15 protein-coding genes are annotated in these 14,689 nt (G+C 37.6%); 10 read left to right on the top strand and 5 right to left on the bottom strand.

Annotation, left to right across the window (positions count from 1 at the left end; genetic code table 11):
* Positions 1-34: 34 nt before the first annotated feature.
* From RCG25_RS20675 to RCG25_RS20665, 3 genes are all read right to left on the bottom strand, one after another.
* A complete protein-coding gene (locus tag RCG25_RS20675; protein WP_308080712.1) occupies positions 35-610 on the bottom strand; it encodes a YitT family protein in 576 nt (191 codons plus the stop codon).
* Between the two features lie 110 nt (positions 611-720).
* Positions 721-1,722 carry an inorganic phosphate transporter gene (locus RCG25_RS20670; RefSeq protein WP_308080711.1) on the bottom strand — a complete coding sequence of 334 codons (1,002 nt, stop codon included), beginning with the start codon at positions 1,720-1,722 and terminating at the stop codon, positions 721-723.
* A gap of 11 nt (positions 1,723-1,733) precedes the next feature.
* Positions 1,734-2,351, bottom strand: coding sequence for a DUF47 domain-containing protein (locus tag RCG25_RS20665; RefSeq protein WP_308080710.1), 618 nt, complete (start codon positions 2,349-2,351; stop codon positions 1,734-1,736).
* Positions 2,352-2,697: 346 nt separating this feature from the next.
* Between RCG25_RS20665 and RCG25_RS20660 the strand changes: the two genes are divergently transcribed.
* A complete protein-coding gene (locus RCG25_RS20660; RefSeq protein ID WP_308080709.1) occupies positions 2,698-2,952 on the top strand; it encodes a GlsB/YeaQ/YmgE family stress response membrane protein in 255 nt (84 codons plus the stop codon).
* A gap of 74 nt (positions 2,953-3,026) precedes the next feature.
* Here the strand turns inward: RCG25_RS20660 and RCG25_RS20655 are convergent, their stop codons facing one another.
* Positions 3,027-3,950, bottom strand: a complete 924-nt coding sequence (locus tag RCG25_RS20655; protein ID WP_308080707.1) for an RluA family pseudouridine synthase — start codon at positions 3,948-3,950, stop codon at positions 3,027-3,029.
* A gap of 267 nt (positions 3,951-4,217) precedes the next feature.
* Between RCG25_RS20655 and RCG25_RS20650 the strand changes: the two genes are divergently transcribed.
* The 6 genes from RCG25_RS20650 (at position 4,218) to RCG25_RS20625 (ending at position 11,306) form a co-directional block, all read left to right on the top strand.
* Positions 4,218-4,604 (top strand): YhcU family protein, encoded by a 387-nt coding sequence (locus RCG25_RS20650; RefSeq protein WP_308080706.1) that lies wholly within the window; start codon positions 4,218-4,220, stop codon positions 4,602-4,604.
* Between the two features lie 144 nt (positions 4,605-4,748).
* Entirely contained in the window at positions 4,749-6,491 is a 1,743-nt protein-coding gene (locus RCG25_RS20645; protein ID WP_308080704.1) for a phospho-sugar mutase, read from the top strand.
* A 45-nt stretch (positions 6,492-6,536) separates the two neighbouring features.
* Entirely contained in the window at positions 6,537-7,259 is a 723-nt protein-coding gene (locus RCG25_RS20640) for an SDR family oxidoreductase (protein WP_308080703.1), read from the top strand.
* 354 nt (positions 7,260-7,613) lie between these two features.
* A complete protein-coding gene (locus tag RCG25_RS20635; RefSeq protein WP_308079908.1) occupies positions 7,614-8,789 on the top strand; it encodes an IS256 family transposase in 1,176 nt (391 codons plus the stop codon).
* Between the two features lie 732 nt (positions 8,790-9,521).
* Complete coding sequence (locus tag RCG25_RS20630) at positions 9,522-10,637, top strand: GAF domain-containing sensor histidine kinase (RefSeq protein ID WP_308080702.1); 1,116 nt, start codon at positions 9,522-9,524, stop codon at positions 10,635-10,637.
* 12 nt (positions 10,638-10,649) lie between these two features.
* Positions 10,650-11,306, top strand: a complete 657-nt coding sequence (locus tag RCG25_RS20625; protein ID WP_308080701.1) for a response regulator — start codon at positions 10,650-10,652, stop codon at positions 11,304-11,306.
* Between the two features lie 106 nt (positions 11,307-11,412).
* Here the strand turns inward: RCG25_RS20625 and RCG25_RS20620 are convergent, their stop codons facing one another.
* Complete coding sequence (locus tag RCG25_RS20620; protein ID WP_308080699.1) at positions 11,413-11,667, bottom strand: YhdB family protein; 255 nt, start codon at positions 11,665-11,667, stop codon at positions 11,413-11,415.
* A gap of 151 nt (positions 11,668-11,818) precedes the next feature.
* Here RCG25_RS20620 and RCG25_RS20615 point away from each other — a divergent pair, with 151 nt between their 5' ends.
* The 3 genes from RCG25_RS20615 to RCG25_RS20605 all read left to right on the top strand — a co-directional run bounded on the left by RCG25_RS20615 (position 11,819) and on the right by RCG25_RS20605 (position 14,680).
* The gene (locus tag RCG25_RS20615) at positions 11,819-12,817 is read left to right on the top strand and encodes a M14 family zinc carboxypeptidase (protein ID WP_308080698.1); all 999 of its coding nucleotides are present in this window, start codon (positions 11,819-11,821) and stop codon (positions 12,815-12,817) included.
* 42 nt (positions 12,818-12,859) lie between these two features.
* Entirely contained in the window at positions 12,860-13,177 is a 318-nt protein-coding gene (locus RCG25_RS20610; RefSeq protein WP_308080697.1) for a DUF3889 domain-containing protein, read from the top strand.
* Positions 13,178-13,264: 87 nt separating this feature from the next.
* Positions 13,265-14,680 carry a SpoVR family protein gene (locus tag RCG25_RS20605; protein ID WP_308080696.1) on the top strand — a complete coding sequence of 472 codons (1,416 nt, stop codon included), beginning with the start codon at positions 13,265-13,267 and terminating at the stop codon, positions 14,678-14,680.
* The last annotated feature ends 9 nt before the right edge of the window (positions 14,681-14,689 follow it).

The following is a 14,689-nucleotide window of genomic DNA, read 5'->3' as shown; positions in this document are numbered from 1 at the left end:
AATGAGCCAGCCTCTTTTCTAAAGGTAAAGTGCATTAATTTGTTTCGGGTCTTCGAGAAACGGTAACTGTTGTCATTAACCCAACACAGAGAATGGTAAGAAGGGAGTAGAAAAATTTTTCTAGTCCAACGACTTGAATGCCGCTTGTAATAACTAGTCCATCAATCAAAAAAATGATAATGCCGATATTGATAGAAGTAAATTTGGTTAACATTTGAGCAAGTAAATCTGTTCCTCCTGTACTTGTTTCATAGCGAAGCATAAGGCCAATTCCTATACCAACCAGAATTCCACCTATTACCGTGCTTGGCAGTATATCAAGATGAATCTTTCCATTAATAAATGAAAATAAATCAATGCAAAAGGATGAAATAATTAACCCATGGAGGCTATAAAAAAAATAACGTCTCTCGAAAAACCACGCTAGGACATAGAGAGGTAAACTTAATAAAATGATACTCAGTCCAGTTGGCCAGCCATAAAAGTAGTGAATAATTAACCCTAACCCGATGACACCACCATCTAGGAGCTGGTATGGTACTAAAAAGCCATTTACTCCAAGACTTAGGAGTAAACTCCCAAGAAGCATTGCAGCGATTTTTTGTTTCATATATTTGATCAGCCCCAACCTTGTCCTTTTACATTTAAAATATGTGAGAGTCCATTATTTAGAAGTAGAAACAAAAAAAAGCAGCTGAAGGTTCAGCTGCTTTTTCAATCTTAAAAGAATAAATTTAGAATAAAATAACAAAGTCCTGCAATAAGTGCAGTAATTGGAAGGGTAATAACCCAAGTGATCAGCATTCGCTGTGCGGTATCCCATTTAACTCCTTTTAGGCGGTGAGCAGAACCAACCCCTAAAATCCCTGAAGAAATAACATGTGTTGTACTTACAGGTAAGTGGATTGCAGTTGCACCGAAAATTACGGCTGCTCCAGTTAAATCTGCTGCAACACCATTAATTGGACGGATCTTCATGATCTTACCGCCAACCGTTTTAATAATTTTCCATCCACCAATAGAAGTACCTAATCCCATTGCAACGGCACAGGACAATTGTACCCAAAAAGGAATACCCGCATCTGGATTTAGATAGTTGTTGGAAATTAAAGCGAGTGTGATAATACCCATTGATTTCTGAGCATCATTTGTCCCGTGTGAATAAGATTGTAATGCAGCAGTGGCAATTTGGATATAACGGAAATTCCGATTAGTTTTCGTTAAGTTAAAGTTTTTAAATGCAACCTTAAAAATACTATAAATGATAAAACCAATCACAAAAGCTAATAACGGTGATATTATAAGTGCTTCTAAGATTTTAATAAAGCCAGTATAGTTCAGGACATTAAACCCTTCTGCTGCTATTGCTGCACCAGCAATTGAACCAATAATTGCGTGTGAAGAACTACTTGGGATTCCAAAATACCAAGTAAGTAAGTTCCAAAAAATAGCTGAAAGTAATGCTGCGAGAATAACAACAGAACCATTGTGCAACATGAATGGATCAACAATATCCTTAGATACTGTTTTAGCAACACCCGTAAATGTAAGTGCACCAACAAAGTTCATTACGGCAGCCAATAAAATTGCTTGGCGTGGTTTTAATGCTTTAGTTGAAACAGAGGTAGCAATCGCATTTGCAGTATCATGGAAACCATTAATAAAATCAAATGCAAGAGCGCCAATAACAATTAATATGGTTGAGATTAAAACAATGCTCATATTTTTGCTCCTTATGCATTCTTCATAATGATGGTTTCAAGAGTATTGGCAACTGCTTGACAGTAGTCAGCGATATCTTCCAGTTCTTCATAAATTTCTTTATATTGAATAATACGAATTGGATCTTTTTCAACTGTAAATAAATTCTTAATAGACAGACGTAGGATATTATCGCATTTTGATTCGAAATCCTTAATTTTTATTGCATGTTCACGAATTTGAGCTAGTTTTTTATTGGAAAGTAATTCAACAGCTTTATCGATTTCATGGACGCTTCCTTGGATAGCATCTACAAATTGAATCATGAAGTTATCAGCATTTGTTATGGAATACATTTCGAATAGTGCCGCACATCCTTCAAGACCGTCGAGGACATCATCCATACTCATTGCTAGGTGGAGAATATCTTCACGTTCGATTGGAGTAATGAAGGCATCATTCAATTCTTTAATAACTTCATGTACAAAAGAGTCGCCCTTAGTTTCTAGTTCTTTCATTTTCTCAGAGAAAATTTTTAAGTCACTTACGTTTTTCAACTTATATTCTGTGAAGAAATTTGTACTTTCTGTTAAATTAGCGGAAATTTTGCTAAGTAATACTGAGAACTTATCAGTTTTCTTTAATGCCATGTGGATTACCCCCATTAAATTAAATATGTACAACCCTAAGATATTTTATATGAAATATGTCGAAAAAAGAAACCATCTTTACGAAATTTACAAAAACTTAACATTAGAATTTTCTGATAACTACATCTCGCCAAATAAAGTTCTTTTTTATTTTTGCTTTGGTTCAATAATTTATGTATACAGTTTGTTTAATTATTTTTCTTATTAGTTCTCCTAGGAGTATAAAAAAGAAAACTGGGTACTTTATTAGTACAGGCAGCAAGAATTAACTTTCCACTACTGCCTGAGAAGTGGTAAATGCTAATAAATAAGTGAAATGATGAATACTAAAAAGGAGTGTTCTAAAGTGAGCTTTATTTGGGCATTAATTGTAGGCGGAGTGATTGGTTGGTTAGCTGGGCTTATTGTTGGAAGAAATATTCCTGGTGGAATTATAGGTAACATTATTGCTGGATTTGTTGGTGCATGGATCGGGACAGCAATTTTAGGAAACTGGGGTCCGCATGTAGCTGACTTTGCTATAGTTCCCGCAATAATTGGAGCTGCAGTGTTGGTTCTTCTTTTAAGCTTTGTAATGAGAGCCTTCAGAAAAGCCGATTAATACAAAAATAAACTTGGATAATGAAAAGCCTCCTGAATTGGGAGGCTTTTCGTCATACTCTGTTTCCTTCCACATTACAACGAGTAAATATCGATGGATTGAAACAGGTTTTGTAAATCTGGAATTGGGGCATGGCATGTAATTAGTTCTTGGGTAAGAGGATGATTGAATTCAAGCTTCGCCGCATGCAATGCCTGCCGATTCACTATTTCCTCTCCACCATAAAGTGTATCACCGATTAAAGGGTGACCTAAATGGCTTAAATGGACTCTTATTTGATGGGTTCTTCCAGTTTCAAGCCAGCATCTTACAATCGAAAAATGTTTATTTTTCTCCTCAGTTAGTACCTGATAATTAGTAATAGCTTCCTGTCCAGTATCGGACACTCTTCTTCGCGACGCATGGTGGCGGTCCCGGCCAATTGCCTTATTAATTCGTCCTTTTTTTGGTCTTACCAGACCGTGTACCGCAGCTATGTATGTTCTCTTTATCTCCCGTTTTTCCAGCATTTTGTCTAATATTGCTCCTGCTAAGGCATGCTTAGCAAACAAAATTGCCCCTGAAGTATCTCGGTCTAATCGGTGGATTTGGCGAATATTTCTATCTTCTCCCTTTGATTGTAAATAGAAAGCAAGGGCGTTGATCAGTGTAGTGTGGTCCGTTGTAATATCATTTGGATGTGTGTTCATAAATGGGGGCTTGTTTACCACCATTACATGGTCATCCTCGTAGATTACATCAATATCATGGAATTGAGGGATCACTGTAAGTGGCTCATCAACAAACAGTTTGATTTGTAACACGTTGCCGGAATGTAATGGTAAAGTCCAATTGATCCGGTTTCCATCTAATAGAACTGTATTTTCCATTCTAAAGCTATGAGTTAATTTTTTAGGAGCTTCCCATATTTGACGGAACACCTCTTCTGGTGTCTTTCCTTCCCATTCATTAGGTATTACCATATGAAACCATTCGCCCTTACGCATTGTTTTAAGCATATATATCTCCTTATATCGGCGCTGACCAAGGCGCTTCCGCTTTGAAATGTGTCTAGCTCCAGCGCCTAGCCCCTCGGGTCAAATAACCTTCGGCAATAAAAGTCAAAATACGGACTTTTCTTGCCGAAGAACATTTGCCTGTCGGGGCTACCAAGGCGCTTCCGCTTTGAAATGTGGTTACAATTACCACCGATTATCGGTGTAAATTATGTTATTCTTATTTTATATAATACGACAGAATATAGCGACGGCAAAGGTGGGTTATAAGTGAAAATTGTTTTTGCCTCGACACCAAGTCAAGAAGAAGAAATCAATGAACTGGTGAGGTACATTTACTCTAATATTTTTCCCCTCTATTTTAGTGACGAAGAGATTTGTCAATTTGAGCAACTAGGAATTTTACATCCTACTGAAGAATTTAGCACATTAAAAGATGCTTTTCAGGTAATGACATGTATACAAACATTAATTTCCATTCTTGAATCTTCTCCGCTGGATGATCAATATGCTGCACTATACAATAAAAATGTTGACACACTTGAAGAATTTGGATTATCCTTCCCTTTTGATTTTGAACAATTTCTCAGTGTGAAGGGCATGAGACATTCTATGCTTAGTATTTACACAAAAGCTGATAATGAATTAATAATATAGGAACAAACCGAGCCTGATGCAAATCAGGCTTTTTTCTATTTCAACACTTTGCAAAAATTGTCGGCTTATTTTGAGTGATTTTTAAAGGAGTATCAGGCTATTACTTAGAAACAATATTAAATAGATGGATGAGGAGGGGAACAAATGAACTGGAAAACAGTTGCAAAAAGCTGGATGGAGTTCGAAGGCTTAGATGCTGAATTACAAGCTCAACTAAATGAGTGGAAGAATGATGAAAAACAACTAGAAGAGGCTTTTTATAAGAATTTAGAATTTGGAACAGGCGGAATGCGCGGTGAGATTGGTGCAGGTACAAATCGAATGAACATCTATACGGTTCGTAAAGCATCAGCAGGTTTAGCTGCATACATAGAGGAACAAGGATTAGAAGCAAAACAAAGAGGGGTTGTTATTGCTTATGATTCACGTCATAAGTCTCCTGAGTTTGCCTTGGAGGCTGCAAAAACACTAGCTACCAAAGGAATTCAAACCTATATATTTGACGAATTAAGACCGACCCCTGAACTTTCCTTTGCCTTAAGGTACCTACATGCCTTTTCTGGTATTGTTATAACTGCCAGTCATAATCCACCGGAGTATAATGGGTACAAAGTGTATGGATCAGATGGTGGTCAGCTTCCGCCTATTCCTGCTGATCAAGTTATTTCAAAGGTCAATGAAATAGAAAACGAGCTATTGATTGAAGTCGGCAGTGAAGATCAATTAAGAGCTGCTGGATTAATTAAGACAATCGGTTCGGAAATAGACCAAGCTTATACTGAAAAACTCAAAACGATTTCAGAGAATCCCAATCTCTCAGAAGAGGCCAATGTTAAAGTGGTTTTTACCCCATTACATGGGACAGCCAATAAGCCGGTTCGCGCTGCACTCTCTGCATTAGGGTATAAAAATGTAACAGTTGTAAAGGAGCAGGAGATTCCGGACGCTGAATTTTCTACAGTGAAAAGTCCTAATCCGGAAGAACATGCTGCTTTTCAATTAGCTATCCGCGATGGCTTAATAGTGGGGGCTGACCTACTAATTGCAACCGATCCAGATGCTGACCGTCTTGGTATCGCGGTACGTAATGAGGAAGGAGAGTATGTCGTTCTGACTGGAAATCAAACTGGGGCATTATTGCTTGATTATCTCCTTTCTCAGAAAAAAGAAAAGGGAACATTGCCTCAAAATGGAGTGGTTTTAAAAACGATTGTTACCTCTGAGTTAGGAAGAAAAATCACCTCAGCGTATGTCCTTGAAACAATAGACGTTTTAACAGGTTTTAAGTTTATTGCTGAGAAAATAAAGGAGTATGAAGAAACAGGTGACCATACCTTCTTATTTGGTTATGAAGAGTCCTATGGGTACTTAATCGGCGACTTTGCCCGTGATAAAGACGCCATTCAGGCTGCTCTCTTAGCCACAGAGGTTTGTGCCTTTTATAAAAAACAAGGCTTGTCCCTCTATAATGGAATGATGCAGGTGTTTGAAAAATACGGTTTTTATCAGGAAGGCCTTCGTTCGTTAACATTGAAGGGGAAAGAAGGAGCAGAAATGATTCAAAGTCTACTAGCTTCCTTCCGAATGGAGCCATTAACTAATTTAGGTTCCTTAAAGACCGCTACAACGGAGGATTATTTAACTGGTATTCGGTTAACGAATACGAAAGAAGAGAAGATTCAGCTGCCTAAATCTAATGTGCTAAAATATACTTTTGAAGACGGTACATGGGTTTGCTTAAGACCATCAGGCACAGAACCAAAGGTTAAATTCTACTTTGGTGTAAACAGTGATCGTTTGGAGGATAGTAAGCTGAAACTTCAAGCAGTGGAAAAAGAATTTATGGATGTAGTGGAAAGAAAAATGAAAATGATTCAAGAACGGTAAGAGCAAAAAACAACAATGAAACTCATCACGAAAGGAGAAACAATCATGCTACAAAATCAAATTGCTATTGTAACCGGTGCATCGCGTGGAATTGGCAGGGAAATTGCCGTAAAACTAGCTGAACAAGGGATGAAATTAACCATTGTTGGCAGCTCTTCCCAAATTTTAAAAACAGCAGAAGAATTAAAGGAAATGGGCTTTCCCGATATTAATCCTATTCAAGCAGATGTCTCAAAAGAAGAGGATATGGAGAGTGTAGTAAATAAGACAATTGAAGTCTACGGAGCTGTGGATCTTCTAGTAAATAACGCAGGTGTTGGATTCTTTAAATTAACAGAGCAAGTTACTCTCGAAGAATGGAAAAAGGTTTTTGAGGTAAATGTTCAAGGGGTGTTCTTAGCCACAAAGGCTGTCCTTCCACATATGAAGGAAAGAAGGACCGGAACCATTATTACGATTTCATCTGATGTTGCACGGTATACGATTCCTAATGGGGCTGCCTATACAGCAACAAAATATGCTGTACAAGGTTTCTCAGGCTCAGTTGCCCAGGAAGTTCGGGAATATGGAATACGGGTTGGAACCATTAATCCTGGAATGGTTGATACATACTTTGCGGAATCTACACAAGGTTTGCCAGAGAAAAAAGATTGGTTAAAAGTAGAAGATATTGCAAACGCAGTTGTTTACATGGCGTCTGCTCCGAAGCATATGTTAATTGATGAAATTGTCATCCATCCATTCGCACAGCAATATCCAATAGCATAATATTAGAGGCTGGCTCCTAAGAGTAAAGGGTTCCGTTTCGAAGTGATTGTATTAAAATACTTGCTGAAATGACAGTCGGATTGGCATCGTTATTGGTATATAAAAAGTAAAACTCGCCATAGTAATTTGGCGAGTTTCTTTATTAGGAATAAAAATACCTTATTTAAATAAACCTCACTCCCATTTGAATTGGATGTCTTGTCCTTAATCGAGTAACCAGCAATAGTAAAATAAGCGGAGTTTTTCCGGTTAAATTGATTAAGTCCATATAATTGTGTAAAAAGAAAATGAGTCAAATTAATTCCTCATGGCTACAATGTTATCAGCGACGAAAACAATGTGGAGGAATTAATTATGACTCAAATACAGTTTAACCTAAATATTGATGATTTAAAAGATTCTGTTATGAACTCTGATATAGACGCTGTCATCAAAGCTTCTATTGTCCTTGTATTAAACTCTGTTATGGAAAAAGAACGCGATGAGTTCTTACAAGCCGGTTCTTACGAACGTTCAAGCTTACGTCGTGACTACCGCAATGGATATTATGATCGTGATTTATTATTTAGCATTGGAAAAATTACGCTTAGAGTACCTCGTACTCGTAGTGGAGAGTTTTCAACTACAGTGTTTGAACAATATGCCCGGTGTGACCAATCATTTGTATTAGCTATGCTTGAAATGGTGGTGAATGGGGTTTCCACAAGAAAGGTTTCCAATATTGTGGAACAACTCTGTGGGAATAAGGTCTCTAAATCATTTGTATCCACTCTTACAGAAAAGCTAGATCCTGTAGTGAATCAATGGGCAAGTCGGCCCCTGAACACAATGTACTACCCATATATCTTTGCAGATGCCATGTATATCAAAGTAAGAGAACATAACCGTGTCGTATCTAAAGCTGTTTATATCGCAACGGCTGTTGACGAGAACAATAGGCGTGAAATTCTTGGTTTGAGAGTAGATCATAAAGAGAGTACTGAAGCTTGGCAGCGTTTCTTCCAATACTTACAGTCTAGAGGTCTACAATCACCTAAGCTAATCATTTCTGATGCACACAAAGGGTTAAAAGCTGCCATCGGAACGGAGTTTGTAGGATCTGCCTGGCAAAGATGTACGGTACACTTCAAAAAGAATATCATAACCCATATGCCTAAAAAGGGTATGGATGAAGTCAAAATCGGGTTAAAGAGAATATTTGAAGTAGCGACCGTAGAGGAAGCCAGAAAATATAAGAAAGAGTTCATTGAGCAATTTAGTGGCAATTCAAAATTAGACAAGGCCATAGAAATATTAGAGGAAGGCTTCGAAGATGCCATTCAATACTTGAATGAGAAACCGAAATATCATAAGCATATTCGAAGTACAAACTCGTTAGAAAGAATCAATGAGGAAGTCCGGAGAAGAGAGAGGGTAATTAGAATATTTCCTAATACACAGTCAGCTTTCAGATTAATTGGAGCGGTCTTAATGGACTATGCCGAGGAAGTAGGAAGAAGAATAATTCAGGACAAAGAAGAGAAAAAATAGCGACCCGAAGCGCGAATTTTTGGTGTACTGGAAGGGGGTACCCCCTTCCAGTACACCAAAAATAAATCATCTGCTTAACATTGCTTTTCATGAGGAATGAATTTACACATAATAATGGGCTTGACTGTTAAATTTAGAATCGTGCTCGTTTCAGGGTAAATTAAGCGGAGTTTTTCCGGTTATACCAAGCAAAATCTCCTCATTTTCACATTTTTCGAGTCAATAGGCGGAATTTCTCCGTCTGTTTAAGCTTTTTTTTATAAGAATTACTAAATAAGCGGAATTTTTCCGTCTATTTACAGATCTGGTGCTTAACCTGCTCCCTCAACCGATAAGTGAGGACCCTCTTGATCCTAAGATACGGAAATCAGCAGCTTTTAACCACCAGCTTATAAAGATCAAACGGCACAGCAAATGACAGAAGTTTTGCCCCACTTTTTTTATTGTACAAAACTTATTGTCCATCATAATAATGATGTCAATTACTGTGTCAAAGTTAATGAAATTTCTTAGAAACCTTGATAAATATTGAAAAAGACGTATGCCAATTCATACATCAATTCTCGTGTCTTTTAATAAAAAAGCACCCGAATATGGAATCTGTTACTCATAGGAGTCAGCCTCTATTCTTTACGACTTAAGTCGGAGAAGAAACCATACTTTTTTCTAAGGAATTAGCAGAAGAAAAGCGTTATAATAATTGCAAGAGTTGGAATTTTCAGGGGGATGTTTATGAGTACGTGTCACCATTCGGATTTACAAATTTTAAAAGAAATTGCCGAGTTATTGAACCAAGGAACTGACATAAACAATGTACTTTCAGAGGTTCTAAAGAAGCTTTTACATGTAACCGGTTTACAAACTGGATGGATCTTTCTTATTGATGATGCTGGCTCCTTTACATTAGCTGCGAAAGAAAATCTTCCCCCCGCGTTATCCGACAACAAGTATGCTCCCATGTGCAACGGCGATTGCTGGTGTATTAATCGCTATAATAAAGGTCGACTAGATAAGGCAACTAATATTATTGAATGTATGCGCTTGGAAGATGCAATTGAACATAAGTTAGGGGATACATGGGGATTAACCCATCATGCGACCGTACCACTCAAAGCAGGGAAAGAAAAATTTGGATTATTAAATGTAGGGTCACCGAATAAAACAAGCTTTAACAATGAGGAGCTAGCTCTATTAGAATCAGTTGCCTTGCAGATTGGCTCAGCTATAAAAAGGATAAATCTAACACAAAAAGAACAAGACATTGCTTTAACAGCAGAAAGAAATAGATTAGCAAGAGACCTGCACGATTCTGTTAATCAACTCCTTTTCTCTTTAAGCCTGACTGCCCGTGGGGGGAAAGAAATGACAACGGATCAAGAGGTGAAAGAAACCTTTAGTTATATTCAAGATTTAGCCCAAGAGGCATTAAATGAAATGAGAGCGCTTATTTGGCAGTTACGCCCAAAGGGATTAGAGCAAGGCATTGTTAGTGCACTATCGAGTTATGGTGAAATGCTAGGATTAAATACAAATATAAAAATAAACGGGGTCATTAATCTACCAAGCAGAATTGAGGAGGCTGTTTTTAGAATTAGCCAAGAAGCATTAGCTAATTGCAAAAAACATTCACAACAATCTGATGTTCATTTATTAGTTCATGGAAGTGATAGCAGAATAACCATAGAAATAAAAGACAATGGATGTGGGTTTACTTATGATGAAGGTGCTGAGCTTCCATCGCTCGGTCTAAAAAGCATGAGAAACAGAGCGGAGTCTTTAGGCGGAACCTTTTATTTGGAAAGTGAGCTAAACAAAGGGGCAAAGCTACGAGTCAGTATTCCGTTTTAAGGGGGGATAATTTTGAGTATTCGAATACTAATAGCCGATGATCATCATGTCGTACGTAGAGGCTTGGTGTTTTTCTTAAAGACACAAGAAAATATTGAAATTGTAGGAGAAGCGAAAAATGGAGAAGAAGCGGTTGAGTTAGTAGACCGATTAATGCCCGACCTAGTTTTAATGGATCTAGTCATGCCGGTTATGGACGGAATTGAAGCAACACAGAAAATTAAAGCAAAGCATCCAAGTATGAAGGTAATGATACTAACCAGTTTTTCGGACCAGAACCATGTAATACCTGCAATTGAAGCGGGTGCCTCAGGCTATCAATTGAAGGATATAGAACCCGATGAGCTAGTGAAGGCAATAAAAATGTTAATGAATGGTGAAAATCAATTGCATCCAAAAGCAACGACTCATTTATTAACCTATTTAACCTCGAAACAAAATGAGGGCAAGAACCATTTGAATGAGTTGACCAAAAGAGAGTTGGAAGTCCTTAAGGAAATAGCTAGTGGAAAAAGTAATAAAGAAATTGCTTCATCGTTATTTATTACTGAAAAGACGGTAAAAACCCATGTTTCCAATGTTTTAGCAAAGCTTGAGCTAGCGGATCGTACACAGGCTGCTCTTTTTGCGGTACGTAATGGAGTAATCAAAAATGATAAGATAGGATAAAAATCGGTAAAAAACGGCTCCAGAAATGGAAGCCGTTTTTTTGGTGGAATTCTTTGGCCCGGTTGTAAAAATTTTCTCTCAACAAAATCTGTATCCACTTGTTTTTTCAGGAAAGACTATACATCGGTATCTCATTTGCATCAGCTTCTATTGTTTCGTTTGCATGGTCGATGTAACGAAGCAAATTATAGAGTTTCGTTTCAATTACAGTGTAGTCACGTTCAAAGTTGTACGCATGTAGGAACTGTTCAATTCTTTTGGACAAAAATTGATCTTTTGTCCGAACCATTAATATAAGCAAATTATCCCATTCGGACCGGTGTGTGTAATATAACGCCCGATCGTAATCCACTTTATTCATTTACTTTATCTCCTCCTTATTAGGAGTTGAGATTATTGTATGACATTCTGCAGATAACTTTCACAGAAAATGTTGGACACCCATTGTTAACAAGGTTTTCAACTTTTACCTGTATAATTCTTTCGTTAATTGTAAATATGGAGGTTCTTATGTGAAAATTCTTTGCGTGATTATGTTGATGCTATTTTCTTTTGAAACGGTTGGCGAAGCTAATGTGATTCAAACGAATAAACCCTATAGCTTTGAACGTTTAGAACAAGACATCAATCAATTAAGGGAAATACATAAAGGGAAATTAGAAGTGAAATCCATTGGAACCACTCATTTTGGAAGAGATATTTGGGCAATCAAACTCGGTAAAGGGAAAAAGAATATCGTTTTAGTTGGTACCCATCATGGACGGGAATGGATAACAAGTATGCTTTTAATGAAGATGTTGGAGTCTTATGCGGATGCTTATGAGGAATCAAGGAAATACCCTTTAACCTCTGCCTCTATCCTTAATGATGTTTCCATATGGTTTGTTCCCATGTTAAATCCAGATGGTGCAGAAATTCAACAAAACCATTTCGAAAGGATTACAAAAGAACAACGAGACCGTATTAAAAGCATGAATAAAGGCTCTAGTGATTTTACAAGATGGAAAGCTAATGGGGTGGGGATTGACTTAAATAGGCAATACCCTGCCGGTTGGATGCAGCTTCCTAAGCATCCCTCATCTCCACACTATCAATTTTATAAAGGGAAAAAGCCACTTGAGGGAAAGGAAGTCATTGCACTAACCAATTTTATTAAAGAGGTGGACCCTTCAATAGCAGTGGCCTATCACTCAGCGGGAAGAGAGATTTTTTGGAACTATAAAAATGGAAAACATCTCAAGAGGGACAAAAAGATTGCAAAAAAAATCGCAAAATTAACAGACTATAAATTAGGAAAGCCACCTAAGAAAGCAATAGGTGGCGGGTTTACTGATTGGTTTATTACAACCTACCATCGTCCTGCCATGACCATAGAAATTAGCTATCTTGTGGGTGAAACGAGTCCTCCATTATCCGTTTTTAAGACAGAATGGAAACGAAATCGAATGGTAGGCCTTAAGCTAGCTGCAGAAGCCAGAAAAATCCCTGATTTACTCATAAGAGAAAAATGATTGGGGAAAATAAAACAACCAAATAAGCAGGAGGATAAACAAATGAAAAAAACGATTGTTTCAATATTAATGATGGCTTTTTTTCTAGTTAGTTTTACTAATTCAGGCAATGCTCAGAAGCCAGATTATGAAAAGTACGGCAGAATTGCGATGGCGGTTGTACAGGCTGATTTTCCAGGCGCGCCTATCAGGGAGTATGAATATTTAGGTCGAAAAAATATAGATGCATCAAAGGCGGAGGACGGCTTTCGTTTTAAAGTACAAGAAAATAATCAGAACCTTTTTGTTATCATAAAGGTAAATCATGATCTTACCAACAAAAAATTAATCAACTTAACGGTTGAATCTCAAAAACAATAAGCGATCTAGCTTATTGTTTTTTCCTTCTTTTTCATCAATCCCGGCTTTTCTTCATACATTGTGGTAAGAGGAAAAGGGGGAATGGCAATGAATGCGGAAGAGCGTAAATCACTAGAGTATGCGATTAGTGAAATTACCGAAATTGCAAATGGCTTTGGATTAGACTTTTATCCAATGCGTTATGAAATTTGTCCGGCAGAAATTATTTATACATTTGGGGCCTATGGAATGCCTACTCGATTCTCTCATTGGAGCTTTGGAAAGCAATTTCATAAAATGAAACTTCATTATGATTTAGGCCTAAGTAAGATTTATGAACTTGTCATTAACTCTAATCCATGCTACGCGTTTTTACTGGATTCCAATACGCTAATTCAGAACAAGTTAATCGTCGCGCACGTATTAGCACATTGTGATTTCTTTAAAAATAATGTCCGTTTCCAAAATACAAAACGGGATATGGTTGAGAGTATGGCAGCGACAGCGGAGAGGATCCATCAATACGAAATTCAATATGGAAAAAAAGAGGTAGAAACCTTCCTTGATGCCGTCTTAGCTATTGATGAGCATATTGACCCTTCCCTCATGAGACCGAAGTTAAGCTGGTCCATTGGGGATGATGAGGAAGAGGTTGATGAAAATCCAACTATTGCCACACCCTATGATGACCTTTGGAAATTGGATGACAAGGGAAAGAAAGAAACAATCCAATCAAGAAAAAAGAAATTCCCTCCACGTCCGGAAAAGGATTTATTATTGTTCATTGAAACCTACAGCAGGGAGCTAGAAGATTGGCAGCGTGACATCTTAACTATGATGCGGGAAGAAATGCTCTACTTTTGGCCGCAGCTTGAGACAAAAATCATGAACGAAGGCTGGGCTTCCTATTGGCACCAACGGATTTTAAGGGAAATGGATTTAACCAGTGGGGAAGCTATTGAATTTGCGAAATTAAATGCAGGCGTTGTCCAGCCGTCAAAGACTGGAATTAACCCTTATTATCTTGGAATCAAAATCTTTGAGGACATTGAAGAACGGTATAATAATCCAACAGAAGAAATGATACGCAGAGGGGTAAAACCAGGGTCAGGCAGAGAAAAAATGTTTGAGGTCCGTGAAGTAGAGTCCGATATATCCTTCCTCCGCAATTATTTAAATAAGGATCTTGTGATGAGAGAGGATATGTACCTTTTTCAAAAGCAAGGACGTGATTACAAAGTAGTGGATAAAGCATGGGAGCATATCCGTGATCAGCTAGTCAACATGCGGGTAAATGGAGGATTTCCATACCTTACGGTGATTGACGGTGATTATATGAAAAATGGAGAGCTCTATGTAAAACACTGGTATGAGGGAATCGAACTAGACGTAAAATACCTTGAAAAAGTGCTTCCATATATGCAGCAGCTTTGGGGCAGACCTGTTCACATGGAAACAATGATTGAAGAAAGACGAATGCTATTCTCTTATGATGGTAAAGGGGTCCATCGGAAATACTTATAAATAGGAGTA

The sequence above is a fragment of the Neobacillus sp. PS2-9 genome, from assembly GCF_030915525.1.
Taxonomy (GTDB): domain Bacteria; phylum Bacillota; class Bacilli; order Bacillales; family Cytobacillaceae; genus Neobacillus.
Note: the sequence above shows the minus strand (reverse complement) of the source record. Positions and strands in the feature narration are given on the sequence as shown.

What these genes read in the sequence shown, in the direction of transcription:
- RCG25_RS20665 (WP_308080710.1), bottom strand. Translation starts at nt 2,351, where the DNA reads ATGGCATTAAAGAAAACTGATAAGTTCTCAGTATTACTTAGCAAAATT.
- RCG25_RS20630 (WP_308080702.1), top strand. Translation starts at nt 9,522, where the DNA reads ATGAGTACGTGTCACCATTCGGATTTACAAATTTTAAAAGAAATTGCC.
- RCG25_RS20670 (WP_308080711.1), bottom strand. Translation starts at nt 1,722, where the DNA reads ATGAGCATTGTTTTAATCTCAACCATATTAATTGTTATTGGCGCTCTT.
- RCG25_RS20620 (WP_308080699.1), bottom strand. Translation starts at nt 11,667, where the DNA reads ATGAATAAAGTGGATTACGATCGGGCGTTATATTACACACACCGGTCC.
- RCG25_RS20640 (WP_308080703.1), top strand. Translation starts at nt 6,537, where the DNA reads ATGCTACAAAATCAAATTGCTATTGTAACCGGTGCATCGCGTGGAATT.
- RCG25_RS20635 (WP_308079908.1), top strand. Translation starts at nt 7,614, where the DNA reads ATGACTCAAATACAGTTTAACCTAAATATTGATGATTTAAAAGATTCT.
- RCG25_RS20605 (WP_308080696.1), top strand. Translation starts at nt 13,265, where the DNA reads ATGAATGCGGAAGAGCGTAAATCACTAGAGTATGCGATTAGTGAAATT.
- RCG25_RS20610 (WP_308080697.1), top strand. Translation starts at nt 12,860, where the DNA reads ATGAAAAAAACGATTGTTTCAATATTAATGATGGCTTTTTTTCTAGTT.
- RCG25_RS20675 (WP_308080712.1), bottom strand. Translation starts at nt 610, where the DNA reads ATGAAACAAAAAATCGCTGCAATGCTTCTTGGGAGTTTACTCCTAAGT.
- RCG25_RS20645 (WP_308080704.1), top strand. Translation starts at nt 4,749, where the DNA reads ATGAACTGGAAAACAGTTGCAAAAAGCTGGATGGAGTTCGAAGGCTTA.
- RCG25_RS20655 (WP_308080707.1), bottom strand. Translation starts at nt 3,950, where the DNA reads ATGCTTAAAACAATGCGTAAGGGCGAATGGTTTCATATGGTAATACCT.